This window comes from Mesorhizobium sp. M1A.T.Ca.IN.004.03.1.1, from assembly GCF_003997555.1.
GTDB lineage: Bacteria > Pseudomonadota > Alphaproteobacteria > Rhizobiales > Rhizobiaceae > Mesorhizobium.
Map to the genome: position 1 here is coordinate 48,004 of NZ_RZTV01000008.1, position 24,725 is coordinate 72,728.

General features: G+C 64.0%; 27 protein-coding genes. 12 read left to right on the forward strand and 15 right to left on the reverse strand.

The annotated features are described in order from the left end of the window. Nucleotides 1-9: 9 nt before the first annotated feature. The gene (locus tag EOD29_RS22680; RefSeq protein ID WP_127247946.1) at nt 10-738 is read left to right on the forward strand and encodes a glycerophosphodiester phosphodiesterase; all 729 of its coding nucleotides are present in this window, start codon (nt 10-12) and stop codon (nt 736-738) included. Nucleotides 739-882: 144 nt separating this feature from the next. Next, nucleotides 883-2,097: a GNAT family N-acetyltransferase gene (locus tag EOD29_RS22685; protein ID WP_095825364.1), complete on the forward strand. Its 1,215-nt coding sequence runs from the start codon at nt 883-885 to the stop codon at nt 2,095-2,097. A 21-nt stretch (nt 2,098-2,118) separates the two neighbouring features. Here the strand turns inward: EOD29_RS22685 and EOD29_RS22690 are convergent, their stop codons facing one another. After that, on the reverse strand, nt 2,119-2,283 hold the full coding sequence (locus tag EOD29_RS22690; protein ID WP_127247947.1) for a cytochrome oxidase subunit III: 165 nt from the start codon (nt 2,281-2,283) through the stop codon (nt 2,119-2,121). A gap of 155 nt (nt 2,284-2,438) precedes the next feature. Here EOD29_RS22690 and EOD29_RS22695 point away from each other — a divergent pair, with 155 nt between their 5' ends. Both EOD29_RS22695 and EOD29_RS22700 read left to right on the forward strand, forming a co-directional pair. After that, the gene (locus EOD29_RS22695; protein ID WP_066992609.1) at nt 2,439-2,867 is read left to right on the forward strand and encodes an HIT family protein; all 429 of its coding nucleotides are present in this window, start codon (nt 2,439-2,441) and stop codon (nt 2,865-2,867) included. Nucleotides 2,868-3,241: 374 nt separating this feature from the next. Beyond that, on the forward strand, nt 3,242-4,174 hold the full coding sequence (locus EOD29_RS22700) for a phosphatase PAP2 family protein (protein ID WP_067320148.1): 933 nt from the start codon (nt 3,242-3,244) through the stop codon (nt 4,172-4,174). Nucleotides 4,175-4,411: 237 nt separating this feature from the next. Here EOD29_RS22700 and clpA read toward each other — a convergent pair whose 3' ends face one another. Next, nucleotides 4,412-6,877, reverse strand: coding sequence for an ATP-dependent Clp protease ATP-binding subunit ClpA (gene clpA, locus EOD29_RS22705; protein WP_127247948.1), 2,466 nt, complete (start codon nt 6,875-6,877; stop codon nt 4,412-4,414). Between the two features lie 6 nt (nt 6,878-6,883). Continuing rightward, nucleotides 6,884-7,210: an ATP-dependent Clp protease adapter ClpS gene (gene clpS, locus EOD29_RS22710; protein ID WP_041000825.1), complete on the reverse strand. Its 327-nt coding sequence runs from the start codon at nt 7,208-7,210 to the stop codon at nt 6,884-6,886. A gap of 89 nt (nt 7,211-7,299) precedes the next feature. On the opposite strand from clpS, the gene EOD29_RS36000 reads away from it, so the two are divergent. Further along, nucleotides 7,300-7,476 carry a hypothetical protein gene (locus EOD29_RS36000; RefSeq protein WP_156751000.1) on the forward strand — a complete coding sequence of 59 codons (177 nt, stop codon included), beginning with the start codon at nt 7,300-7,302 and terminating at the stop codon, nt 7,474-7,476. A gap of 10 nt (nt 7,477-7,486) precedes the next feature. On the opposite strand, the gene EOD29_RS22715 is transcribed toward EOD29_RS36000, so the two are convergent. Beyond that, nucleotides 7,487-7,816 (reverse strand): phasin family protein, encoded by a 330-nt coding sequence (locus EOD29_RS22715; protein ID WP_066992785.1) that lies wholly within the window; start codon nt 7,814-7,816, stop codon nt 7,487-7,489. A gap of 288 nt (nt 7,817-8,104) precedes the next feature. Here EOD29_RS22715 and EOD29_RS22720 point away from each other — a divergent pair, with 288 nt between their 5' ends. Beyond that, complete coding sequence (locus tag EOD29_RS22720; protein WP_127247949.1) at nt 8,105-9,553, forward strand: D-alanyl-D-alanine carboxypeptidase; 1,449 nt, start codon at nt 8,105-8,107, stop codon at nt 9,551-9,553. A gap of 41 nt (nt 9,554-9,594) precedes the next feature. On the opposite strand, the gene EOD29_RS22725 is transcribed toward EOD29_RS22720, so the two are convergent. The 3 genes from EOD29_RS22725 to EOD29_RS22735 form a co-directional block, all read right to left on the reverse strand. Continuing rightward, complete coding sequence (locus EOD29_RS22725; RefSeq protein WP_095777736.1) at nt 9,595-10,293, reverse strand: molecular chaperone DnaJ; 699 nt, start codon at nt 10,291-10,293, stop codon at nt 9,595-9,597. Nucleotides 10,294-10,416: 123 nt separating this feature from the next. Beyond that, on the reverse strand, nt 10,417-10,854 hold the full coding sequence (locus tag EOD29_RS22730) for a DUF1489 family protein (RefSeq protein ID WP_127247950.1): 438 nt from the start codon (nt 10,852-10,854) through the stop codon (nt 10,417-10,419). 139 nt (nt 10,855-10,993) lie between these two features. Beyond that, on the reverse strand, nt 10,994-12,397 hold the full coding sequence (locus EOD29_RS22735; RefSeq protein WP_127247951.1) for an L-serine ammonia-lyase: 1,404 nt from the start codon (nt 12,395-12,397) through the stop codon (nt 10,994-10,996). Nucleotides 12,398-12,565: 168 nt separating this feature from the next. On the opposite strand from EOD29_RS22735, the gene EOD29_RS22740 reads away from it, so the two are divergent. After that, nucleotides 12,566-13,285: a DUF599 domain-containing protein gene (locus EOD29_RS22740; RefSeq protein WP_095825359.1), complete on the forward strand. Its 720-nt coding sequence runs from the start codon at nt 12,566-12,568 to the stop codon at nt 13,283-13,285. Here the strand turns inward: EOD29_RS22740 and EOD29_RS22745 are convergent. The 5 genes from EOD29_RS22745 to EOD29_RS22765 all read right to left on the reverse strand — a co-directional run bounded on the left by EOD29_RS22745 (nt 13,258) and on the right by EOD29_RS22765 (nt 17,301). Then, a complete protein-coding gene (locus tag EOD29_RS22745; RefSeq protein ID WP_127247952.1) occupies nt 13,258-14,055 on the reverse strand; it encodes a YdcF family protein in 798 nt (265 codons plus the stop codon). The genes EOD29_RS22740 and EOD29_RS22745 overlap by 28 nt on opposite strands. 82 nt (nt 14,056-14,137) lie before the next feature. Continuing rightward, entirely contained in the window at nt 14,138-15,703 is a 1,566-nt protein-coding gene (locus EOD29_RS22750; protein ID WP_067319835.1) for an amidase family protein, read from the reverse strand. After that, nucleotides 15,703-16,161 (reverse strand): GNAT family N-acetyltransferase, encoded by a 459-nt coding sequence (locus EOD29_RS22755; RefSeq protein ID WP_067319833.1) that lies wholly within the window; start codon nt 16,159-16,161, stop codon nt 15,703-15,705. The genes EOD29_RS22750 and EOD29_RS22755 overlap by 1 nt, the downstream gene beginning before the upstream one ends. Nucleotides 16,162-16,168: 7 nt before the next feature. Beyond that, nucleotides 16,169-16,456 carry an Asp-tRNA(Asn)/Glu-tRNA(Gln) amidotransferase subunit GatC gene (gene gatC, locus EOD29_RS22760; RefSeq protein WP_066992584.1) on the reverse strand — a complete coding sequence of 96 codons (288 nt, stop codon included), beginning with the start codon at nt 16,454-16,456 and terminating at the stop codon, nt 16,169-16,171. 137 nt (nt 16,457-16,593) lie between these two features. Then, on the reverse strand, nt 16,594-17,301 hold the full coding sequence (locus EOD29_RS22765; protein WP_067319830.1) for a metal-dependent hydrolase: 708 nt from the start codon (nt 17,299-17,301) through the stop codon (nt 16,594-16,596). A 107-nt stretch (nt 17,302-17,408) separates the two neighbouring features. On the opposite strand from EOD29_RS22765, the gene ruvX reads away from it, so the two are divergent. Beyond that, nucleotides 17,409-17,891: a Holliday junction resolvase RuvX gene (gene ruvX / locus EOD29_RS22770; protein WP_066992581.1), complete on the forward strand. Its 483-nt coding sequence runs from the start codon at nt 17,409-17,411 to the stop codon at nt 17,889-17,891. Here the strand turns inward: ruvX and EOD29_RS22775 are convergent. The 3 genes from EOD29_RS22775 to EOD29_RS22785 form a co-directional block, all read right to left on the reverse strand. Then, a complete protein-coding gene (locus EOD29_RS22775; protein ID WP_066992578.1) occupies nt 17,833-18,174 on the reverse strand; it encodes a DUF6105 family protein in 342 nt (113 codons plus the stop codon). The genes ruvX and EOD29_RS22775 overlap by 59 nt on opposite strands. After that, nucleotides 18,174-18,734 carry a hypothetical protein gene (locus EOD29_RS22780; RefSeq protein WP_127247953.1) on the reverse strand — a complete coding sequence of 187 codons (561 nt, stop codon included), beginning with the start codon at nt 18,732-18,734 and terminating at the stop codon, nt 18,174-18,176. Before EOD29_RS22780 ends, EOD29_RS22775 begins: the two co-directional genes overlap by 1 nt. Before the next feature lie 152 nt (nt 18,735-18,886). Continuing rightward, a complete protein-coding gene (locus EOD29_RS22785) occupies nt 18,887-20,515 on the reverse strand; it encodes a DNA alkylation response protein (protein ID WP_127247954.1) in 1,629 nt (542 codons plus the stop codon). A gap of 182 nt (nt 20,516-20,697) precedes the next feature. Here EOD29_RS22785 and EOD29_RS22790 point away from each other — a divergent pair, with 182 nt between their 5' ends. The 4 genes from EOD29_RS22790 to dprA are packed head-to-tail and all read left to right on the forward strand — an operon-like array spanning nt 20,698 to nt 24,707. Next, the gene (locus tag EOD29_RS22790; protein WP_095777744.1) at nt 20,698-21,663 is read left to right on the forward strand and encodes an aspartate carbamoyltransferase catalytic subunit; all 966 of its coding nucleotides are present in this window, start codon (nt 20,698-20,700) and stop codon (nt 21,661-21,663) included. Next, on the forward strand, nt 21,660-22,946 hold the full coding sequence (locus tag EOD29_RS22795; protein ID WP_095825356.1) for a dihydroorotase: 1,287 nt from the start codon (nt 21,660-21,662) through the stop codon (nt 22,944-22,946). Before EOD29_RS22790 ends, EOD29_RS22795 begins: the two co-directional genes overlap by 4 nt. A gap of 55 nt (nt 22,947-23,001) precedes the next feature. Then, nucleotides 23,002-23,583 (forward strand): glycerol-3-phosphate 1-O-acyltransferase PlsY, encoded by a 582-nt coding sequence (plsY, locus tag EOD29_RS22800; protein ID WP_067319814.1) that lies wholly within the window; start codon nt 23,002-23,004, stop codon nt 23,581-23,583. Further along, on the forward strand, nt 23,580-24,707 hold the full coding sequence (dprA, locus tag EOD29_RS22805) for a DNA-processing protein DprA (protein ID WP_095825355.1): 1,128 nt from the start codon (nt 23,580-23,582) through the stop codon (nt 24,705-24,707). The genes plsY and dprA overlap by 4 nt, the downstream gene beginning before the upstream one ends. Nucleotides 24,708-24,725 lie beyond the last annotated feature (18 nt).

Genomic DNA, 24,725 nt, shown 5'->3' on the forward strand with positions numbered 1-24,725 from the left:
GAGCCTGACATGACCGACCTTTCCTGGTTGATTGCCCGCCCCGTCGCGCATCGCGGCTTCCACGACATGAACAAGACACGCTGGGAGAATACGCTGTCGGCCTTCGCCGCGGCAGCCGACCGCGGTTACGCGATCGAATGCGACGTGCATGTCTCGTCCGACGGCGTTCCCGTCATCATCCACGACTGCGACCTGAAACGCCTGATAGGCGAGAATGGCTTCGTCTGGCAACGCACCGCGGCCGAGCTCACCGCGCTCAAGGTGGGCGGCACGAAAGATCATGTGCCGACGTTGCAGGAGGCGCTCGACCTGATCCACGGACGCGTGCCGCTGGTGGTCGAGCTGAAAGGTGTTCCCGGCCACGACAAAGGATTGGTCGCGAGCGTCGGCAGGCTGCTCAAGCGCTACACTGGCAAGGTGGCGATCATGTCGTTTGACCATTGGCTGATCCGCGACTTCGCCAAGGAGGCGCCGGGCATTCCCGGCGGGCTCACCGCCTACGGCAAGGACGACCAGCTGATCGAGGCGCATTTTGCCATGCTGGCGCACAACCTCGCCTTCACCTCTTACGCCGCCGGCGATCTGCCGAACCCGTTCGTCAGCTTCGTGCGCGAAAAGCTCAAGATGCCGGTCATCACCTGGACCGTGCACGACCAGCCGGCGGTCGACCTCACCTTCAAATATGCCGACCAGATGACCTTCGAGGGCTTTGAGCCGGACCTGGTCAAGGTCGCCTAGAGCTGGATGATTTCAGGTCGAACGACCTGGATCAGATCCGAGCATGATGCCGTCCGAAAACCGCTTCGCACTTTCGGCATCATGCTGTGAGGCAGTGCCTGAAACGTGACTTGTAGCTGCCCTGAGGACGCTTAAATAAGCCGGATGGATCAGGGTGACGACGACGATGGACCGACAGCGAATGCGGACTATTCGGTCCGCATCGCGACCACCATCGGCGCATTCACCTGCGATGAATGGAACAGCTTCGCCGGAACCGCGCGCGGCGACAGAGCAAACGGCTACAACCCGCTCGTTTCATTCGGTTTTCTGAGCGCGCTTGAGGATTCTGGCTGTGCCGTGCGGCGCACCGGCTGGCAGGGTCATCACCTCAGGCTCGAGACGGCGCAAGGCAAGCTGCTGGGCGCCGTGCCTTGCTATCTCAAATCGCACAGTCAGGGCGAATATGTCTTCGACCACGGCTGGTCGGACGCGTTCGAGCGCGCAGGTGGGCGCTATTATCCGAAGCTGCAATGCTCGGTGCCGTTCACGCCCGTCACCGGCCCTCGCCTGCTCGTAAGCAGGGGCGAGGACGAAGGCGCGGTGAGGGCCGGCCTCGCCGCCGGCCTGAAATTGGTGACCGACAAGCTCGGCGTGTCTTCCGCGCATGTCACCTTCGCCGCCGAGCCCGACATTGCGACGCTCGAAGCAGCGGGTTTCCTGCACCGGACCGACCAACAGTTCCATTTCTTCAACGAAGGCTTTTCGAGCTATGATGACTTCCTCGCCACGCTCGCTTCACGCAAGCGTAAGGCGATGAAAAAGGAGCGTCGCGAGGCGCTGGCCGACGGCATCAGCATCGATTGGCTGACCGGCAGGGACATCACCGAACGCGTCTGGGACGATTTCTTCGCTTTCTACATGGATACCGGCGGCAGGAAATGGGGCCGCCCTTATCTCAACCGCCAGTTCTTCTCGCTGATCGGCGAGCGCATGGCCGAGGACATTCTCCTGGTCATGGCCAAGCGCAACGGCCGCTACATTGCGGGCGCCATCAACTTCATCGGGTCCGACGCGCTTTACGGCCGCAACTGGGGCTGCATCGAGGATCACCCCTTCCTGCATTTCGAGGTCTGCTACCATCAGGCGATCGACTTCGCGATCGAGCGCAAATTGAAGGTGGTGGAGGCCGGCGCGCAAGGCGAGCACAAGTTGGCGCGCGGCTACCAGCCGGTGACCATGCATTCGGCGCACTACATCGCCCATCCTGGCCTGCGCAACGCGGTCGCCGACTACCTTCGCCGCGAGAGGCGCGAGGTGGAGCGGATGGGGGAGTATCTCGAAGAGCACACCCCGTTCCGCAAGGATCTCAAGGAATAGCTCGGGCCTTGCCATCCACAGTCAATGCGGCTTTCGGGCCGCGATCGGAACGAGGAACGAAAAGCAGGCAACCAGGAAGAAAATGCCGCCGCCAAGCGCCAGCAGATCGCCTGCGCGCGACGCGGCGGCGATGAAGAACAGCGCCGACACAATGAACAACAGCCATCCGGCGACGATCCACTTCACAGTCGCTCCATCCTGACATTGACGTATCAGACGACAACACCTGCGATCATGCAACAGCGATGGCCGACCGCGCTGCCGACAGATCGGCTCAATCGTCTTGCCGCTCGGAAGCGGCTTCGCTACACCGGACGACGACCTAATCCGGAGTGCCCGCCATGGCCGAAGCCTACGATCCCGGCAACATCTTTGCGAAAATCCTGCGCGGCGAAATCCCATCGCACCGCATCTATGAGGACGATGCGGTCGTAGCCTTCATGGATGTGATGCCGCAAGGAGTCGGCCACACGCTGGTGGTGCCGAAGGCGCCGTCGCGCAATATCCTCGACGCCGATCCGGCAACATTCGGTCCGCTGTTTGCCGTGGTGCAGAAGGTGGCGGTTGCCGTGAAAAAGGCCTTCAACGCCGACGGCGTCACCTTGATGCAATTCAACGAGCCGGCCTCCGGGCAGACCGTCTACCATCTCCATGTCCACGTCATTCCGCGCTTCGACGGCGTGCCGCTGAAGCCTCATTCCGGGCAGATGGAAAAGCCGGAAGTGCTGGCCGAGAACGCCGGCAAGATCCGCGCGGCACTGGGAAACTAAAGCGCGCGGCCCCGTCGCCGTTGAAGGCCGACTGACAGCCTCGCACTGACGATCCTATATCGGTTTGCCGCGACAACCCCGGCGCGTTTTTCCCCGGCCGGCCGCGTGCGGCGCCCGGATGCGACCGTTTGCACTCGAATCGTTTGGTTAGGAAATATCGAACCATCTCGCTGTAGAACGCTGAGGCGTGGCGAGCTATTGGGTTTCAAACCATGGACAATTCGGTTGCGGCGTCGAACCCCCTTGCGAGGATGGCTGGCGGACGGGCTTTTCTGATCGCCATGGCACACGCCTTTCGACGACACAGATTGCTTCACGCCTTGGCCGTCGGCGCTCTGCTTCTGGCAATAGCGATCGGCATGCGCACCGGAAACATGCCGGATTTCGGCATATTGAAAGAATACATTGAGTACCTTTTGATCGCTTTCTGGATCTGCGGTTGCGTCTTTGCACTTGGGATCTTTCTCCACCTTGCGCTGGTCAAACGGGATCCCGAACCGCTCGGCACCTTCCTGAAATCGCTGGGCAGCTTTTTCGGCGACGCCGAACGCACGGCCAACAGCCTCAACGGCCTGACCGCCAGCATCGCCTTCGTATCCGCCGTCGGTGTTCTGAAAGGAGCCATCGCAATCCTCTCCCCTTTTGCATGGGACAAGGCGCTGGCCCACGCCGATCGGATCCTGCATTTCGGTAGAGCCCCGGACGAATGGCTGTGGTTTGTCGTCCAGTCGCCATTTGCATTGAGGATGCTCAATCTCGCCTACAATTTCTGGTTCATCGTGCTCATCGCCACGGTTTTCACCGCCTGCATCACGCGCAAAGATACGAAGCTGCGTCATCAGTTCCTGATGAGCTTCATGCTGATATGGACGCTTGGCGGCTTCTTCCTGGCGATGGGGCTGTCGTCGGCAGGGCCGTGCTTTTACGAGCGACTGGGACTCGGCGGTGACTTCCGTCCCCTCATGCAGGCACTCGCCGCCGCCGATCGCATCTATCCGATCTGGGCGCTTAGCACGCAGGACATGCTATGGAGCGGCTATACCGGCGCGACCGTCGGCAGCATCGGCATATCCGCTTTCCCGTCCATGCACGTGGCGATGGCGGTGCTTTTCTCTTTGTACGCAACGCGGCGCTCCCGGCCGGCCGGTATCCTGATGTGGGCATTCGCTGCCATGATAATGGTCGGCTCAGTCGCGCTTGGCTGGCATTATGCCATCGACGGCTACGCGGGTGCCCTCTTGTCGATCATGATCTGGAAGGCGTGCGGATATTTCCTGACACGCTTCGCGCCGGACGGCGTTGCTTGACTCTGCAGCCAGCAAACATTTCCCGGGGCGGCAATGCTCGACTTCCGGAGGGCCGCGCGCCATTCCGTATGGATGATTTGGCCAGCCATCACGTGTCGGTTCCTCCCAATCAAAAAGCCCCGTTGCCGGGGCTTTTTGACTGCAATGCATGTCGCCCAAAGGCGGGCGGCCGTTTTGGTAACAAGCACCTAGCGCGCGCCGCCTGAATCCGTTTCAGCGGGACGCGCTTCAGGTCGATCAGCCCTTGCGGGGCAGCTGCGGCACCAGGCTTCGCTTGCCGCCGTCCTTGCCCTTCGGCTCCGGCTTCTGCGCCACGGCCTTCTTGGCGGCAGGCTTTTTCGCCGCCGCCTTCCTCGGCTTCGGCGCGTCCTCCGGCTCTTCCTTCTTCGGCTTCACCGGAGCTTCATCGGCCAACGATTCGAGCTTCAGGCCGGTCTCGCCGGTTTCCTTCTTCTCGACGGTGACGCGCACCGTGCCACCCTTCTTCAGCTTGCCGAACAGCACCTCGTCGGCCAGCGGCTTCTTGATGTGCTCCTGAATGACGCGGCCGAGCGGACGCGCGCCCATGCGCTCGTCATAGCCCTTGTCGGCCAGCCAGGCGATCGCGTCCGGCGACAGGTCGAAGGTGACGCCCCGCTCGGAAAGTTGGGCCTCGAGCTGCATGACGAATTTCTGCACCACCTGATGGATCACCGGGATCGGCAGCGAGCCGAACGGAATGATCGCGTCGAGACGGTTGCGGAATTCGGGCGTGAACAGCCGGTTGATAGCCTCGACGTCGTCGCCCTCGCGCTTGGTCGAGCCGAAGCCGATCGCCGCGCGCTGAGCGTCCGATGCGCCCGCATTGGTCGTCATGATCAGGATGACGTTGCGGAAGTCGATCTGCTTGCCGTTGTGGTCGGTCAGCTTGCCGTGATCCATCACCTGCAACAGGATGTTGAACAGATCCGGATGCGCCTTCTCCACCTCGTCGAGCAACAGCACGCAATGGGGATGCTGGTCGACACCGTCGGTCAACAGTCCACCCTGGTCGAAGCCGACATAGCCGGGAGGTGCGCCGATCAGCCGCGAGACGGTGTGGCGTTCCATATATTCCGACATGTCGAAGCGGATCAGCTCGACGCCGAGCGAGGCCGCGAGTTGCTTGGCCACTTCCGTCTTGCCGACGCCGGTCGGCCCCGAGAACAGGTAGGAGCCGATCGGCTTCTCCGGCTCGCGCAGGCCCGCCCGCGCCAGCTTGATCGCCGACGTCAGCGCTGTGATTGCGGTATCCTGACCGTAGACGACGCGCTTCAGCTCGACATCGAGACCCTGCAGCACCTTCTCGTCGTCCGCCGAAACCGTCTTCGGCGGGATGCGCGCCATGGTGGCGATCGTCGCCTCGATTTCCTTGATGCCGATCGTCTTCTTGCGCTTGGCCTCAGGCACCAGCATCTGCGAGGCGCCGGTCTCGTCGATCACGTCGATCGCCTTGTCCGGCAGCTTGCGGTCGCTGATGTAGCGGGCCGACAACTCCACCGAAGCCTTGATCGCTTCGCTCGTGTAGCGGACCTTGTGGAACTCCTCGAAATAGGGCTTCAGGCCCTTCATGATCTCGATGGCGTCCTCGATGGTCGGCTCGTTGACGTCGATCTTCTGGAAGCGCCGCACCAGCGCGCGGTCCTTCTCGAAGAACTGGCGGAACTCCTTGTACGTTGTCGAGCCGATGCAGCGGATCGCGCCGGACGACAGCGCCGGCTTCAACAGGTTCGAGGCATCCATGGCGCCGCCGGACGTGGCCCCTGCCCCGATCACGGTGTGGATCTCGTCGATGAACAGCACCGCGCCCGGATAGTCCTCGAGCTCCTTGACGACCTGCTTCAGCCGCTCCTCGAAGTCGCCGCGATAGCGCGTGCCGGCCAACAGCGTGCCCATGTCGAGCGCGAAGATGGTGGCGTCCTGCAGCACCTCGGGCACGTCGCCTTCGACGATGCGCTTGGCAAGGCCCTCGGCGATCGCCGTCTTGCCGACGCCTGGGTCGCCGACATAGAGCGGGTTGTTCTTGGAGCGGCGGCACAGCACCTGGATGGTGCGATTGATCTCGCTCTCGCGACCGATCAGCGGATCGATCTTGCCGGCCTTGGCCTTGTTGTTGAGGTTGATGCAGTAGGCCGTCAGCGCGTCCTGCGGCTTCTTCTTGCCGCCGTCTTCCTGCGGCTCGGCGCCGTTCTGACCGCCCTGCTCATCGTCGGCGCCGCGCGGCGTGCGCGACTCCGAAGCGCCGGGGCGCTTGGCGATGCCGTGCGAGATGTAGTTGACCGCGTCGTAGCGGGTCATCTGCTGTTCCTGCAGGAAATAGGCCGCATGGCTTTCGCGCTCGGCAAAGATTGCGACGAGCACATTGGCCCCGGACACCTCCTCGCGGCCGGACGACTGCACATGGATGACGGCGCGCTGGACGACGCGCTGGAACCCGGCGGTCGGTTTCGAATCCTCATCGTAACCGGTGACGAGATTGTCGAGCTCGGTGTCGATATAGGTCAGAACGGTGTGCTTGAGCTCGTCGAGATCGACATTGCAGGCGCGCATCACCGCGGCCGCCTCGGTGTCGTCGATGAGCGCCAGCAGCAGGTGTTCGAGCGTTGCATATTCATGATGCCGCTCGTTGGCGAACGTCAGCGCCTGATGTAGCGCCTTTTCCAGGCCTTGGGAGAAAGCCGGCATGTTACCTCACTTCTTCTCCATCACGCATTGCAGCGGATGCTGATTCTGTCGGGCGAAATCCATGACCTGAGACACTTTGGTCTCGGCCACCTCGAATGTGTAGACCCCGCACTCGCCCACTCCATGATTATGAACATGCAGCATGATGCGTGTGGCGGCCTCGCGGTCCTTCTGGAAAAAACGCTCCAGGACGTGGACCACGAACTCCATGGGAGTGTAGTCGTCGTTAAGGATGAGGACCCTGTAGAGGCTGGGCTTTTTTGTCTTGGTTTTGGTGCGCGTGATGACCGCCGTGCCGCGACCGGGATCGTTGCGGTCGCCGTCACCTTGCATTCGCACCACGCCTGCCGTGGCAGTCAAACCGATCGTCACGTAGTCCTGCCTTTTCGAATCCTCATGCGAGTTCAACATGTAGGTCTTCGATGGCCGATTTTAAGCCCTTCTGTTTAGCTGACAATATGGCTAGGTACGCAAACTTCAGCGAATTTCTCAATCGTGAATGCGGCAAGGCGCGGGTGGTTGCGGCGGCGCATGAAAAAACCCGGCCGCGCTTCCGCGACCGGGTTGTTTTTGCGGGCCGGCTAGCCTGCCCGATGTGATCGGACGAAATTACTTCGCCTTGGCGACGACCGATTCGAACGGCTTGTAGGCTTCCTTGGCGAGCTCGGCATAGAGATTGCCGATCTTGCTGGCCTCGGCCACGAAGCTCTCGTAGCTCTGCTTGGCGTAGTCGGTCTGGATCTCGATGGCCTTCTCGATCGACTTGGCCGAGAACAGCTTCTCGAAGGCGGCGCTGCCGGCCTCGAAGCTCTTCTTGGTGTATTCGCCGGCTTCGGTCGCGATCGCCTGCGCACCCTTGGTGAGCGAGGCAAAGCTCTTCAGCCCGGTGTCGGCAAACTCCTTGCCGTATTTCGCGAAGTCCTCATAGGTCTGGGTCATTTCATGCCTTCCCTTGGTTGAAACGCCCATTTAGCCCCGGGCGCCCTTGTGCAATGCACTGGAATATATTGTGCGCTGCACAAAAGTCAAGATTGCCTTGAGCCGCAAGGGCTCCGCGCGACAGCGACCGCTAAAGTTCGAATAAACAGAGGCTCAAATCGCCAGAAAATGGTGAACGCGGCGGTTACCATAAACGGATTGGTAACGCTGACCGCGATAGCTTGGCCGGAAGTGAGGCAGGCACCCCTCTGCCGCCTCCGGGGCAACGAAAATTCAGGGTAAGTAACGGTGCGTCAGGCGTTGTCGGGCTTCGTCTCCAAATCTTCATTCTCCTTCAAGGCGATCATGATTGCCGCGCTCGCGGTGACGATTGTCACCGCCGATGTCGCCTCCGCGATGGCGGCAAAGTCTGCCGCGATTGTCGTCGACGCCAAGACCGGAAGGGTGCTTTATTCGGCCGACGCCAACGGCCGGCGCTATCCGGCTTCGCTCACCAAGATGATGACGCTCTACCTCACCTTCGAGGCATTGGCGAAGGGCAGGATCGGCAAGAACACGCCGGTGCCGTTCTCGGCCCATGCCGCGTCCGAGCCGCCGACCAAGCTCGGCGTGCGCGCCGGCGGGTCGGTGCCGGTCGAGACCGCGATCCTGTCGATGGTGACGAAGTCGGCGAACGACTCGGCGACCGCGCTGGGCGAGTTGCTCGGCGGCAGCGAAGACAATTTTGCCCGCATGATGACGGCCAAGGCACGCCAGCTTGGCATGAACGGCACTGTCTTCCGCAATGCCAATGGCCTGCCCGATCCGGGCCAGTTCACCACGGCGCACGACATGGCGATGCTCGGCATCGCGCTCCGCGAGCACTTCCCGCAATATTACGGCTATTTCTCGCAGCGCTCGTTCCTCTATGGCCGCCAGCGCATCAACGGCCATAATCGCCTGCTCGGCCGCATCAAGGGTGTCGACGGCATCAAAACCGGCTACACGCGCGCTTCCGGCTACAACTTGGTCTCCTCAGTCGCCGATGACGATCGCCGCCTCGTCGCAGTGGTGATGGGCGGCGCTTCCGGCCGCAGCCGCGACAACCAGATGGCTTCACTGATCAACACCTATCTGCCGCGCGCCTCGACCCGCGGCGGCGGCAACCTGATCGCCAAGGCGGGCGGCGGCAATCCGATCAAGGCTCTGGCCAAGGTCCTCCTGCCCAAGCATGACGCGCCGACTCCGGACGAAAAACCGGCTGTCGACGAAGTCGCGTCAGCCGATGACAGCGCGCCGGTCGCTGAGGAAACCAAGCCGGTGATCCAGGTCAGGAAGGTGAAGACGGTTGCGGTGGCCGCCATGGCTCCGGCAGCCGCACCCCAAGAAACCACCTCAGAGACCGAAACCGCATCACAGCCCGAAGCCACGTCCCAGACGGTTGCCGCTTACGCCGAGCCGGCCGCAGCCGCCACCCCGGCCATCGATCCGGTCAAGACGGCCTCGCTGCCGTCGGGATGGGTGGTGCAGGTCGCGTCCTCGCCGACGCAATCGGGGGCTCAGGCGCTTCTCGACAAGACGACCAAGCAGGCGCCGAAGGTGCTGGCCGACGCATCGGGCTTCACGGTCGCGTTCGACAAGGGCGGCGTCACCTACTACCGCGCCCGCTTCGGCGGTTTCGGCTCGAAGGACGCAGCCTGGAAAGCTTGCGACGCCCTGAAGCGAAAGAAGATCGAGTGCTACGCCGTCCAGCAATAGGCGGCTTTTGAACCTCCCGGGAAGTTCCGCGTCGAAGGAGACTAGTCGTGATTGGAGAGCAAGACGTCCTTGGCTTCATTGATCCGCGCCGCCAGGACAGACGTGCCGCCGACATCGGCGTTCAGGCGCTGCATCAGGCGGCGGTGCGCCTTGCGGATATCCGCCGCGGCAGCCCCCGCTTCAAGACCAAGGATCTTGTAGGCCTCCTCCTTAGTCATGGCGCCCGCACCTGGCGCAACACCCAGCCCTTCGCCACTGTCCGGCTGCGCGTCCTTGCGCCAGACGGGAAAACGGCCGTCAAGATACGTCTCTAGCAGTTGGCGGCTCTCCGGGTCCGGCCGTAGCTCGACATGGAGTTGCTGCAGCTCGGCGATCTCCATGGCGCTCAGCATTCTCCCCTCATAGTGGCCGGCGAGAACAAGGCCTTCGAGCTTGCCGCTGTCGTGGTCGAGCTCCATTTCGAGAGCCGCGGTGCGCACGGTTGAGCGTTTGGCCGCGACAAGTTTCGGTGGCGGTCGCCTCGCCCGCATCCAGGCATACCAGCCTGCCGCCGCAATCATCAGCAGACCGCCAAAGCTGCTGCGGCCGACCACGAGCATCGTCGCGCCGATCAGGCCCAACAGCGCGGGCCCAAGCGTTCTGAGACTGTCCGCCATCCTCGCTGCGTCGGCACGCACAAAGATTGTCGCGGCGCCGAAAAGCACCAGGAGCACGGCTGCCAATGCGATGATCACGCCCATCAGTTTGCACCGCCATTCAAATGATTGTGCATCGAAATCAAGATGTGGCGCAGGGGCGGTGCTTGCAAGCCCCACACCGGGCCGCTCGAAGGGCCAGCAAGCGGAAGATGAGGACCTGGAGTCTTACAGCAGGCCGAGATCCGCAAGCTCCAGGCGCAGTTTCGGCGGCATCTCGGCCAATGCGGCCCTGCCCTTGCCGAGATCGGCCGGCGCATCGGAGGGCTTAAGATAACGCCAGCCCTGGAAGGCGCGGCGCGGCTGCCAGTCGGTGCGCACCACTTCGGGATCGAGCACGAGATGGCAGCGGCCGATGCCTTCGCCGTCGACGAAAGGCCGGATCTCCGTGATCAGCTGCCGGCATTGGACGTTGCCCTTGATCACCCAGTAGAGCGAGCCGCCATCGGTGATCTCCCCACCGCGCGTCGGCACCATGCGCGTGGTGTGCCAGTGCTCGGCCGGCTCGCCGGCGCGGCACCGCTCGTCGAGACGGAAGGCGATCCACTCTTCCAGGTCCTCGACGCTGTCGCAGCCGACGCAGAGTTTGACGAGATTCAGAGACATGCCCGCAATCTAGCGACAGCGCCGGAGGCATTCAACGCCAAGCGGGATTATGCACAGGCCGACTGCAGCCAAATCATGAGGCCAGCGTGGCCGTTTCGATCGCTTCGGCAAACCAAGCCCGCCGGTGGAAAGGGCAAGGTCAGCACTCGACCACGTTGACAGCGAGTCCGCCGAGGCTGGTTTCCTTGTATTTCTCGTTCATGTCGAGACCGGTCTGGCGCATGGTCTCGATCGCAGCATCCAGCGGCACGAAATGCGTCCCGTCGCCCTTGATGGCGAGCGAGGCGGCTGTCACCGCCTTGACCGCGCCGAGCGCATTGCGCTCGATGCAGGGCACCTGCACCAGGCCGCCGACCGGATCGCAGGTCATGCCGAGGTGGTGCTCGAGCGCGATTTCGGCGGCGTTCTCGACCTGCTCCGGAGTGCCTCCCATGACCGCGCAAAGCCCGGCCGCCGCCATTGCCGAAGCGGATCCCACTTCGCCCTGGCAGCCGACCTCGGCGCCCGAGATCGAAGCGTTTGACTTGATGATGCCGCCGACGGCGGCGGCCGTCAGCAGGAAGTCGCGGATGCTCGGCTGGTCGGCTTCGGGATGGAAATGCAGCCAGTAGCGCAGCACCGCCGGCAGCGTGCCGGCGGCACCGTTGGTCGGCGCAGTCACCACGCGCCCGCCGGCGGCGTTCTCCTCGTTCACCGCCATGGCATAGATCGACAGCCAGTCATTGGCGAGCAAGGGGTTGGGCCGGTTCTGCTGCCACTGTTCCTGCAGCTTGTCATGCAATTGGCGTGCGCGGCGCCGCACCTTCAGTCCGCCCGGCATGATGCCGTCCTGCGACAGCCCGCGGTCGATGCAGCCTTTCATGGCGCTCCAGATCGCGTCGAGGCCGGCGTCCAACTCCTCGCGCGACATATGCGTTTCCTCGTTGGACCGCTTCATCTCGGCGATCGAAAGCCCGCTCCTGGCCGCCATCGCCAGCATCTCGACGGCGTTCTTGAACGGATAAGGCACCTTCTTGCCTTCCGTCGTCACCGAGCCCTTGGCCTTCATGCGCTGCAACTCTTCCTCGGAGACGACGAAGCCGCCGCCGATTGAATAATAGATGCGCTTGAGCAGCAGCCGGTCGGACGCATCGTAGGCATAGAAGGCCATGCCGTTGGCGTGGCCGGTCAGCGGCGTCTTGCGGTCGAGCACCAGATCCTTGGCCGGGTCGAAGCGGTAGGCCGGATGCCCAGGCGGTGAAATCCGTTTCTCCGTTCCGATGCGGGCAACGATGCTATCCGCCTCATCCGGATCGACCGTCTGCGGCGTCTCGCCGGCCAAGCCGAGGATGACGGCGCGGTCCGAGCCATGGCCGATGCCGGTATAAGCGAGCGAGCCGTGCAGGCTGGCGCCGATCCGATCGACCTTGACGCCGGCCGGGCGCGGCCAGTCGTCGGCGAGGATTTCGTCAAGGAAACGCCGCGCAGCCGTCATCGGTCCCATCGTATGCGAGCTCGATGGACCGATGCCGATCTTGAACAGGTCGAAAACCGAAAGGAACACGCGCCGCTGTCTCCTGGAGGCCGCTCAAAACTTACATATAGGAATTCTCGCGATGTTTCCGCTGTTTTGCATGTCGCGGCGCGGCGTCAGCCGACCTTGTTTGCTCCGGCAGCGACATGTACCGCTTGCTTCCGCCGTCGAAGCGCCCGGCCTGTGGTAAAAGAACGTATGGGCGATTCCCTTCATCTTTCGGCGACAGACCTGGCCGCTCTGGCCTTTTTCCTGGTCGTCTGGGTGCTGCATACGCTGGCCTCCGACGGCAAGCTCGTTAGCCGCGTGTCGCTGACCACGGCCATGAACGCTCAGCGCGAAGCCTGGATGCGCAACATGGCCGAGCGCGAGGTGCGCATAGTCGACACCGCCATCATGTCCGGGCTGCAGCAAGGCACCGCCTTCTTTGCCTCGAGCTCGCTGATCGCGCTCGGCGGCTGCTTTGCCCTTCTCGGCGCTTCCGACCGGGTTCTGACCATAATGACTGACTTGCCGTTGGCCTCCGCATCCTCCCGCGAAGCCTTCCAGACCAAAATGTTCGGCCTGGTGCTGATCCTCGCCTTCGCTTTCTTCAAATTCGGCTGGGCCTACCGGCTGTTCAACTACTGCTCGATCCTGATCGGTGCCGTGCCGGTCCCGCATGGCGAGGCCTCGCGCAATCCGGTCAGCGGGACGGCGGTGTGGCGGGCCACCCGCATGAACGTGCTAGCCGGCAAGCATTTCAATTCCGGCCTGCGCGCCGTCTTCTTCTCGATCGGCTATCTCGGCTCGTTCGTCGGCCCGACGGTGTTCGTGCTGTCGACGCTGGTGCTGCTTGCCGTGCTTGTGCGCCGTCAGTTCTTCTCGGCCGCGCGCCAGGCAGTGCTTGGTCAGCCGCCCGGCGCCGGGAAAGGTTGATCGATGCGGCCCGACAGCCAATAGGCGGAGAGCCCGATCCATTCGCGGATCGCCATGGTGGTCGCCTGCAGCGAATCGGGCGGATTGTCGCGGAACAGACCGATGCCTTCCTTGCCTGAGGTCCGGTAATCGACCGGCCAAGGGACGGTTGGAAAACCGGCCTTGTCGAACAGCGCCTTGGCGCGCGGCATATGGAAGGCAGACGTCACCAGCAGCCATGTCTCGCCCGGTTTCGGCTCGACCAGCCTGCGGGTGAAGACTGCATTTTCGTACGTGTTGCGGGACTTGTTCTCAAGAATCAGGCGATCGGGCGCGACCCCCAGCGCGCCAAGCAGGCGCGGCGCGGTGTCGGCATCGCCCTCGCCGTCCAGGAAAAGCTCGCCATTGCCGCCGGAGACGACCACTTTCGCTTGCGGAAAACGCCTGGCGAGGATCGCGGTCTCGACCATGCGATCGCCGCCGCTGTTCAGCTCATAGCCGCCGCGCGCCAGATTGATCGCGCCCTCGAAACCGCCGCCGAGCACGACGATGCCGTCGACCTTGGCCGGCAGCGGCGGCTTGGGAAAGCGTTCCTCCAGCGGATTGAGCATCATTGCGCCAAGCGAGGTCCAGGCCGAAAGCGCGAGGATCAGGAAGGCGAGCACGCTGCCGGTGCCGGCCAGCCGAGGGCGGCGGAAGAGCGCCGCCAGCAGACCGGCGAGCAGCAGGAAGATCGCCAGATTGAGCGGCTGGACGAGAAACCAGAGGATCTTGGAAAGATAATAGAACATCCCTCACCCCATTACGGCGCCGCGCGTCCGTTTGGACGCGCAAAGGACGCCACAACGCTAATGGACTAGATGAGGGACAACGCTACCACCACTTGTCCGGCTGGAACCTGCCCGCGGCCTGTTCGATGACGTGGGCGGTCTGGAACAGCGTTTCCTCGTCGAACGGCCTGCCGATGAGCTGCAGGCCGAGCGGCAGGCCTTTGCGGTCAAGGCCGGCGGGCACCGATATCCCCGGCAACCCGGCCATGTTCACCGTCACGGTGAAGATGTCGTTGAGATACATTTTCACCGGATCGGCGTTCATGTCCTCGTCGGCGACGCCGAAGGCAGCCGACGGTGTGGCCGGGGTCAGGATGACGTCGACACCGGCAGCAAAGACGGTCTCGAAATCGCGCTTGATCAGCGTGCGCACTTTCTGCGCCTGCAGGTAGTAGGCGTCGTAGTAACCCGCGGAAAGCACATAGGTGCCGATCATGATGCGGCGCTTAACCTCGCGGCCGAAGCCGGCGGCGCGCGTCTTCTCATACATGTCGACGATGTCCTTGCCGGGCACGCGCAACCCGTAGCGCACGCCGTCATAGCGGGCGAGGTTGGACGAGGCCTCGGCCGGCGCCACGATGTAGTAGGCCGGCAGCGCGTATTTGGTGTGCGGCAGCGAGATATCGACGATCTCCGCCCCGGCATCCTTCAGCCAGGCAATTCCTTTCTGCCAGAGCGCCTCGATATCCTCGGGCATGCCGTCGACGCGGTACTCCTTCGGAATGCCGACCTTCATGCCCTTGATCGGCTTGCCGATCACCGCCTCGTAGTCCGGCACCGGCCGGTCGACCGACGTCGTGTCCTTCGGGTCGGAGGAGGCCATCGACTTCAACAGGATCGCGGCGTCGCGCACATCGCGCCCGATCGGACCGGCCTGGTCGAGCGAGGACGCGAAAGCGACCACGCCCCAGCGCGAGCAGCGGCCATAGGTCGGCTTGATGCCGACGGTGCCGGTGAAGGCTGCCGGCTGGCGGATCGAGCCGCCGGTATCGGTCGCGGTGGCGCCGGCGCAGAGGAAGGCGGCGACCGCGGAAGCCGATCCGCCGGAGGAGCCGCCCGGCACCAGCTGGGCGTTATCCAACGTCCGCGCGGTCTTCGCGCCGCCGGCCGAGACAAACCCGCCGTCGCCCTGATGCGTCGTCGGCGTCACCACCGTGTCGAGGCGCGAGCGCCGCCAAGGATTGATGACCGGGCCGTAATAGGAGGTCTCGTTGGAGGAGCCCATGGCGAACTCGTCCATGTTGAGCTTGCCGAGCATAACGGCGCCGTCGGCCCACAGATTGGATGTGACGGTCGATTCGTAGCGCGGTTGGAAACCGTCGAGCACATGGCTGCAGGCCTGGGTGTGGACGCCTTCGGTGGCGAACAGATCCTTGATGCCGAGCGGAATTCCTTCGAGCGCCCCGCCCTCGCCCTTGCCGAGCTTCGCGTCGGAAACCTTGGCCATCTCGCGCGCCTTGTCGCCGGTCACCGCGACATAGGCATTGAGCACCGGATTGGCGCGCTCGATCGCCGAGAGATAGGCTTCGGTGATCTCGGCAGCCGAAATCTCCTTGCCGCGCAGCTTGGCGCGGGCCTCGGAAATGGTGAGATGTGTGAGGTCGCTCATCAGGTAAGGCTCTTTTCGTAAAACACCGACCATTCCGAGTCGGGATAATCCAGCACCGGGCCGCAACGCGAAAACCCGGCGCGTTCGTAGACGGCCCAGGCGGCAGGGTGGCGATCGCCGGTCTCCAGAACCAGGCGCTTCAGGCCTTCCTGCCGCGCCAGACCCTCGATCCGCGCAACGATTTGGGCACCGATCTTCTGGCCGCGATGCGTGGGCCGCGTGTACATGCGCTTGACCTCGCCGACCGCGTCCGCATGACGCTTCAGCGCGCCGCAGCCGACCGCAAGGCCAGCGTCGCGGGCGACGAACACGGTCGTGTCGTGGCCAGCCATCTGCTCGACGGTGAGGTGATAGCAATGTTCCGGCGGCGTCAGTTCGAGCAGCGCGGTGTTGAGTTCTGCGACCAGCGCGCGCACGTCGTCCTGCAAGGGCGTCTCGACGCCGATTTCGACGGCCATCCTGCCCTTACTCCACAACCTTGGGAACGAGGAAGAAATTCTCTTCCGTGGCCGGCGCGTTGGCGACGATGTCGACCGCCTTGTTGCCGTCGGTGATCATATCCTGCCGCTTCTTCATCTCCATCGGCGTGACCGAAGTCATCGGTTCGACGCCGGAGACGTCCACCTCGTTCAACTGCTCGACGAAGCCAAGGATGGCGTTCAGCTCGCCTGTCATGCGCTCGGCATCCTGCTCGCTCACCGCAATGCGGGCAAGGTGCGCGACGCGCTTCACGGTCTGAAGATCAACGGACATGTCTATTTGCCTCGGGAAAACCAGTGCGGGCTATAGCGGCGCCGCGCTTGCGGCGCAACATAGATCATGCCGCCGACCGGGATGCGGTGCTTCGGGCGCCGCTCTAGGTAGTGTACCCTACTACATAGGGCGAACGCCTAGATCGTGATCGCCTTGCCGATCTCGGGCAGCGCCACCTTGACGCCGGATCCCTCCATGCCGGCGACGAATTTGTCGGCGGTCTGGTCGATCATCGGGAAGGTGCCGAAATGGCAGGGAACGACCGTATCGAAGCGGAAAAAGCGGCGGCAGGCTAGGGCAGCCACCGCGCCGCCCATGGTGAAGCGATCGCCGATCGGCACGATGCCGATCTTCGGTTCATGCAATTCGTTGATCAGCCCCATATCGGAAAAAATGTCGGTGTCGCCCATGTGGTAGAGCGTCTTGTCCTCCGGGAAATGCAGCACGAGCCCGCCCGGATTGCCGAGATAGGTGTTGGTACCGTCTTGTCCGCCGAACGAAGAGGAGTGCAAAGCCTGGACGAAAGTGGTGGTGAAGGGACCGCAATCGACGGTACCGCCTATATTGCCGGGATTTATCTTCTTATCGCTGACCCCCTGGCCGACGAGATACATGCAGATCTCGAAATTGGCGACAAGCATGGCGCCGCTCTTCTTCAGCACCTCGGCGGCTCCGCTGATATGATCGCTGTGGCCATGGGTCAGAAGAACATGCGTCACCCCTTCGGCTGGATTTTCCCAGCCGCCCGTCCATGACGGATTGCCGACCAGATACGGGTCGATGAGGATCTTGGCGTCGTTGGTCTCGATGCGGAATGCCGAATGTCCATACCAGGTCAGTTTCATGAAGGGATTCCTCGATTTTCTCGTTGCCAGAGGATAGAACGCCGAAAGCAAATTGAAAGTCCCGCGGCCGATCAAAAAGCCGCGCGGCGACTAACCAGGACGAGCGGTTGGGCATCATAAGCATCGAGGAATTGCCGGCACTTCTCGCGGGCGGCCGCACGCTCGCCGGGCTTGATCTGGGCGACAAGACGATCGGCGTGGCGGTGTCGGACCGAAGCCTGTCCTTTGCCCATCCGCGCCCGGTCATCCTGCGCAAGAAGTTTTCGCTCGATGCCGCCCAGTTGCTGGCTCAGCTCGAGAAGGACAATGTCGGCGCGATCGTGCTCGGCCTTCCCGTCAACATGGACGGATCGGAAGGTCCGCGCGCCCAGAAGTCCCGCGCCTTCGCGCGCAACATGGCCGCCTTGTCCGACCTGCCCTTCGTGCTATGGGACGAGCGGCTGTCGACGGTCGCGGCGGAACGGACGCTGATCGAGATGGATTTCTCGCGCAAAAAGCGCGCCGGCAAGATCGATTCGGCGGCGGCGGCCTTTATTCTGCAGGGAGCGTTGGACCGACTCCAGTCGCTCGGCCGAGCTGATCAGGGCTGACAGGGCCTTCCCGGCGCCGCCTGATCCATTCGGCGATTTGGCGCCGGCGGCGGAATGCCACCAGCCCGAGCAGCAGGAAACTGTCGAACACACAGGCCCGCGCCACCATACCGGGGATGATTCCCGGATCGACGCCGAGCATCTGGCCGTAAAGCTGGAAGACCAGGTCGTGCAATTGGCGGCTGAGCATCACGTAGCCGAAATTGATGTCGTTGAGAGACAGGAAGAACCAGCCCCAGAACAGGACCAGCGGGGCCGCCCAGAATGCGAACAAGGCGCGCATCAGCGGCGACCTCCGGGTCTGGTTTCCGGTCGGCTGGAGATGCGGGACAGGAGCGAGCCGTGCGCGACGCCCGCCGCCATGCGATGGGAAACCAGGCTGGCTTCGCTTTCATGCAAGGTCACCGCGGCGAGAGCCGAGCGTCGCTCGGCGAGCACCGCGACATAAGAGGCGAGCAGCGCCGTCATCTGGATGGCGACGACCATGAACAACCCGTTGATGCCTTGCGCGGCGCCGCCGACGAGAATCACCGAAAGCAGGAAGGAGGCGCAGATGAAGGCTATCCGCACCACCGTATCGCCCGCATCCGGCCTTGTCGCGATGTTGAGCAGCGTCTCGACGAAGGCCCAGCAGAACAGCAGCGCGACGATCAGCAGAGCGACCGCGAGCGGCGCCACGACGAGAGCATGATCGAGATCCGGGAAACGGCTGCTTTGCAGCGAGACGCCAAGCACGCCGAGCGCCGACGCGATGCCGCGATTGCCATCCATGCAGATGTAGGCCAGCAGGGCGAAGACGACCGCCCAATGCAAGGCCAGAAATGATGTCAAAACGTGCCGCATGCGCTTCCTGCCTGGGAGCACGGGATCGTCATGGTTAACATTTCCCTACTCCGGTGGACAGAGTGGGCTCCGCGAAGCCTCCCCGCAACGGAAACCATTCGTTAAGGTTAACGGCAATCCACAGGCCGGCGATCGAACGCCTTTCAGGCTGCTCAGCTCAGCGGCGGGTAGAGCGTGTCGATGATCATGCGCGCGTCATGGCGCGAATCGAGCATGCCGTAGGTGGTGCGCCATTGGCCGCCGAGTCTTGTTTCGACGAAGGCGTCGGCGATCCGCCCTGCCCCCAGCCGGCGCAGCTCCGCCGCCGCCGCCGAAAGTGCCAGCTGTTCGGTCAGCAGGCGCGCCGAGCCTTGGTCGGTCGAAGCCACCTGCATGGCCGCGTTGAGCACGCCGATGGTACCCCGCCCGCCGGCGCCGAGGTCGCGGTCGATGCCGGCCAGCACCTCCTCGAACAGGCCTGGCGCGCGGCCAAGCACACGCAGCACGTCGAGCGCCATGACGTTGCCGGAGCCTTCCCAGATCGCGTTGACCGGAGCCTCACGGTAATAGCGAGCAAGCGGCGCTTCCTCGACATAGCCATTGCCGCCGAGGCACTCCATCGCCTCGTAAAGCAAGGCCGGTGCGATCTTGCATACCCAGTATTTGACCACCGGCGTCATGGCGCGTGCAAAGGCCGCCTCGCCGCGATCGCTCGCCGCCTCGTCGAAGGAACGCGCCAGCCGGAACGACAGCGCCGTCGCGGCGGCAACGTCGAGCGCCATGTCGGCAAGGACCCGCTGCATCAGCGGTTGATCGACCAGACTGATGCCGAACACCTGGCGATGGCGCACGTGGTGGACGGCTTCGGCCAGCCCGGCGCGCATGAGCGCTGACGAAGCGACGGCGCAGTCGAGCCTGGTCAGCGTGACCATGTCCATGATCGTCTTGATCCCGGCGCCCGGCTCGCCGACCATCTCGCCGATGGCATTGGCGAACTCGACCTCCGACGAGGCGTTGGAGCGGTTGCCGAGCTTGTCCTTCAGGCGCTGGAAACGGAAGCCATTGCCCGAGCCGTCGCCCAGAATGCGCGGAACCAGGAAGCATGAAAGCCCTTCCGGCACCTGGCCGAGCACGAGAAAGGCGTCGGACATCGGCGCCGACATGAACCATTTATGCCCGGTCAGCCGATAGAAGCCGTTTCCCGCGCGCTCGGCCTTTGTGACATTGGCGCGCACGTCGGTGCCGCCCTGTTTCTCGGTCATGCCCATGCCGAGGGTAAGCCCGGTCTTTTGCACCGGCGGCTTCTGGCTCTGGTCGTATTTGCGCGTTGTCACGCGCGGCGCCCATTCGCGGAACAGCTTTGGGCTCGCCATCAGCGCCGCCAGCGAAGCGCTGGTCATGGTGATGGGGCAAAGATGTCCGGTCTCGAGCTCCGCGGTCAGGTAGAAGCGCGCCGCCCTCACCTGATGCCGGCGGCCGATCTCGGCATCGCCGTTTTCCCAAACCGAGGAATGCAGGCCGCCGGCAACCGAGCGTCGCATGAGCGCGTGATAAGCGGGATGAAACTCGACCAGATCGGCGCGTCGGCCCTGGCGGTCATGCGTCCTGAGCTTCGGTGTGTCGGTGTTGGCGAGCCGGGCAAGTTCCTGTGCTTCCTGCGTCATGACGAACCTGCCGAGCCCGTCCAGATCCTTGCGGACGGAATCGGAAAAACGCTCGGCAAGCTGGATGAGCAACGGATCGCCCCGCCATGCGTTGCCGCCCGTCAGTGGCGGCGGCTGGTTGATCACCTCGTCGGTCACGCCCAATCCTTCAGTTGGCAGAGAGGTCCTTACCATCTCAAGGCCGCGGTCGCGAATCCGAAGCCATCGGGCCTTATAGCCAAGCAATGCAAGGCGCGCGACGAAAATACCGGGGAGAACGCGCGCAATCCAAAGCTGGCGCTTGCGGCTGGCCGGACCGCACCCTATAGCAGCGCCTTGAGATGACCGACGCTTCGTCCCTGCCGCTGTTCCCTCACCGCCATCTTCTAGGCATCCGCGATCTTTCCCCCGCTGATATCGAGCTGTTGCTCGATCGCGCCGACCGGGCCGTCTCGATCTCGCGGCAATCTGAAAAGAAGACCTCGACGCTGCGCGGCCGGACACAAATCAACCTCTTCTACGAGGCCTCGACCCGCACGCAATCGTCCTTCGAGCTCGCCGGAAAACGGCTCGGGGCCGACGTCATGAACATGTCGGTGGCGAGCTCTTCGGTGAAGAAGGGCGAGACCCTGATCGACACCGCCATGACGCTCAACGCCATGCGTCCGGATATCCTGATCATCCGCCATCAGTCGGCGGGCGCGGCAGCGCTTCTGGCGCAAAAGGTCGGCTGCTCGGTGGTCAACGCCGGCGACGGCGCGCATGAGCACCCGACGCAGGCGCTGCTCGACGCGCTGACCATACGCCGCGCCAAGGGACCGCTGTCGAAGCTGATCGTGGCGATCTGCGGCGACATTCTGCATTCGCGCGTCGCCCGCTCCAACATCATGCTCTTGAACGCGCTCGGCGCGCAGGTGCGGGTGGTCGCACCCTCGACGCTGCTGCCCGCGGGCATCGACAGGATGGGCGTGATTGTGTCGCGCTCGATGGCGGAAGGACTGAAGGACGCCGACGTCGTGATGATGCTGCGCCTGCAGCGCGAGCGCATGGAAGGCGCCTTCGTGCCGTCGATCCGCGAATATTTCCGCTATTTCGGCCTCGACGCCGAGAAGCTGAAAGCGGCCAAGGAGGATGCGCTGGTCATGCATCCCGGGCCGATGAACCGCGGCGTCGAGATCGCCTCGGAGATCGCCGACGGGCCGCAGAGCGTCATCCAGGAACAGGTCGAGATGGGCGTAGCCGTGCGCATGGCGGTTATGCAAGCGCTGTTAGACCCGCGTCGCAACCAGGAGGGACGCGGCGCATGAGCGTGACGGTCTTCAACAAGGCCCGCATCGTCGACCCCTCGCGCGGTGTCGACGAGATCGGTGCGGTAATCGTCGACGGCCGCCGGATCGCCGCCGCCGGCAAGGCGGCGCTGAACCAGGGCGCGCCCGAAGGCGCTGTCGTCATCGACTGCGCCGGCAAGACGATCATTCCGGGTCTCATCGATGCCCGCGTCTTCATCGGCGAACCCGGCGGTGAGCACCGCGAGACCATCGCCTCGGCAAGCGTCGCTGCGGCAGGCGGCGGCGTCACCTCCATCGTCATGATGCCTGACACCAATCCGGTGATCGACAATGTGGCGCTGGTCGAATTCGTGCTGCGCACGGCAAGGGACACCGCAAGCGTCAACATCTTCCCAGCGGCGGCAATCACAAAGGGTCTCGACGGCCGCGAGATGACCGAGTTCGGCCTGCTGCGCGAAGCCGGCGCCGTGGCCTTCACCGATGGTCGACACACGATCGCCAACGCCTTGGTCATGCGCCGCGCGCTGACTTATGCCCGCGATTTCGGTAGCGTGATCGCGCATGAAACCCAGGATGCCGACCTTGCCTCGGCCGGCGTGATGAACGAGGGCCTTTATGCGAGCTGGCTCGGCCTTTCCGGCATCCCGCGCGAGGCCGAGCTCATCCCGCTGGAGCGGGACCTGGCGCTGGCGCGGCTGACCGGCGGCGCCTATCACGCCGCCAAGATCTCGACTGCGATGGCGGTTGGCGCGGTGAGCCGGGCAAAGGCCGACGGCGCCAATGTCACGGCGGGCGTCGCCATCCACAATCTGTCGCTCAATGAGAACGATGTCGGCGAATACCGCACCTTCTTCCGGCTCACCCCGCCCTTGCGCGCCGAGGACGACCGGATGGCGATGGTCGAGGCGATCAAGGACGGCACGATCGATCTCATCGTCTCCTCGCACGACCCGCAGGATGTCGATACCAAGCGACTGCCTTTCGCGGATGCCGCCGCCGGGGCGATCGGGCTGGAGACGCTGCTTGGCGCAGCACTTCGGCTCTACCACAATGGCGATGTGCCGCTGCTCAGGCTGGTTGAGACCCTGTCCACCGCGCCGGCAAGACTGTTCGGCCTGCCCGGCGGCACGCTGAAGCCGGGTGCCGCGGCCGATCTTGCGCTGGTCGATCTTGACGAGCCCTGGATCGTCAGCGAGAGCGGCCTGCACTCGCGGTCGAAGAACACCTGTTTCGAAGGCGCGCGCCTTCAGGGCAAAGTCTTGCAAACCATGGTAGCGGGCCGCACAGTGTTTTCGGCCTGAACATCAATCGACCAAAGCCGGAAGCAGCTGGATCGGCTGAAATAGGTGGGGGACAATGGGTTACGGGCTCGCACTGATCTTCGGATACCTGCTCGGCTCGATCCCGTTCGGGCTTTTGATTACCCGCGCGGCCGGTCTCGGCGATGTCCGCCAGATCGGTTCAGGCAACATCGGCGCGACCAATGTGCTGCGCACCGGCAACAAGGGGCTCGCCGCTGCGACGCTGCTGCTCGATGCGCTGAAGGGCACCGCGGCAGTGCTGATCGCCGGACATTTCTCGCCGGACTTCGGACTGCTCGCCGGCTTCGGCGCTTTCCTCGGCCATCTCTTTCCGGTCTGGCTAGGATTCAAGGGCGGCAAGGGCGTCGCCACCTACCTCGGCGTGCTGCTCGGGCTTGCCTGGCAGGGCATGGTTGTCTTCGCCGTTGTCTGGCTCGCCATGGCCTTCCTGTTCCGCTACTCCTCGCTCGCGGCGCTCGCGGCGACGGTGGTCGTGCCGATCGCGCTTTACTTCATCAGCACGCCTCAGATCGCCGGCCTGTTCGCGCTGATGAGCCTGATCGTCTTCGTCAAGCACCGCGCCAACATCTCGCGGCTGCTCGCCGGCACCGAGGGCAAGATCGGGGCGAAGGGGTGAGTGCTCCGGTCACCGGCCCGCGCCTTAGCGAGCGGCAACGGCTTGCCTGGCTTCGCCTGATCCGCACGCCGAACGTCGGCCCTGCCTCTTTTCGCGAACTGATCAATCGCTTCGGCTCGGCCGAAGCCGCGCTCGAAATGCTGCCCGAGCTGATGATCTCGGGCGGCGCCAACCGCATCGCTCGCATTCCCTCCGCCGGCGAAGCCGAGGCGGAGTTGGAAGCGGCCCGGCGCGCCGGCGCCCGGTTCGTCGGCATCGGCGAAGCAGACTATCCCGCTTTGCTGAAGACCCTGGACAACCCGCCGCCGCTGTTGGCGGTGAAGGGTGAAGGCGCGGTGTTCCGTCTCCCTGCGGTGGCGATCGTCGGCGCCCGCAACGCCTCGCTCGCCGGCATCAAGATGGCGAGAATGCTGGCGAGCGACCTCGGTCGCGAGGGCTACGCCATCGTCTCCGGCCTCGCACGCGGCATCGACACCGCGGCGCATCAGGGGAGCCTTTCGACCGGCACGGTCGGAGTGCTGGCCGGCGGCCTCGATGTGCCCTACCCGCCGGAAAATGCCGGTCTGTGCGACGACATCGCCGAGCGCGGCGGCGCCATCGTTTCGGAAATGCCTTTCGGCTGGCAGCCGCGAGCGCAGGATTTCCCGCGCCGCAACCGCCTCGTCGCCGGCATTGCGCTCGGGCTCGTCGTGGTCGAAGCCGCACAGCGCTCGGGTTCGCTGATCAGCGCCAGGCTGGCCGGCGAGATGGGCCGACTGGTCTTCGCGGTTCCGGGCTCGCCGCTCGACCCGCGTGCCGCCGGCAGCAATGCGCTGCTCAAGGACGGCGCCACGCTCGTCACCGAAGCGGCCGACATTCTGGGCGCGCTGGCACCGCTGGCTGGCACTCGCCCGCCAAGGACCATGCCGCTCGCCGAGGCGCCCGACTTGTCGGCAATGCCGCCGCCCGGCGACGACGAACGCGCCGACGTGCTGGAAGCGCTCGGCCCGACGCCGATCGCGGTCGACGAGATCATCCGCCACACAGGCTTGAGCGCCGCGCAGATCGCCATGGTGCTGTTGGAGCTCGACCTCGCCGGACGCCTCGAGCGCCATGCCGGCGGGAACGTGTCGCTGGTGGCGTGAACCCGGCTGCTGCTCCGA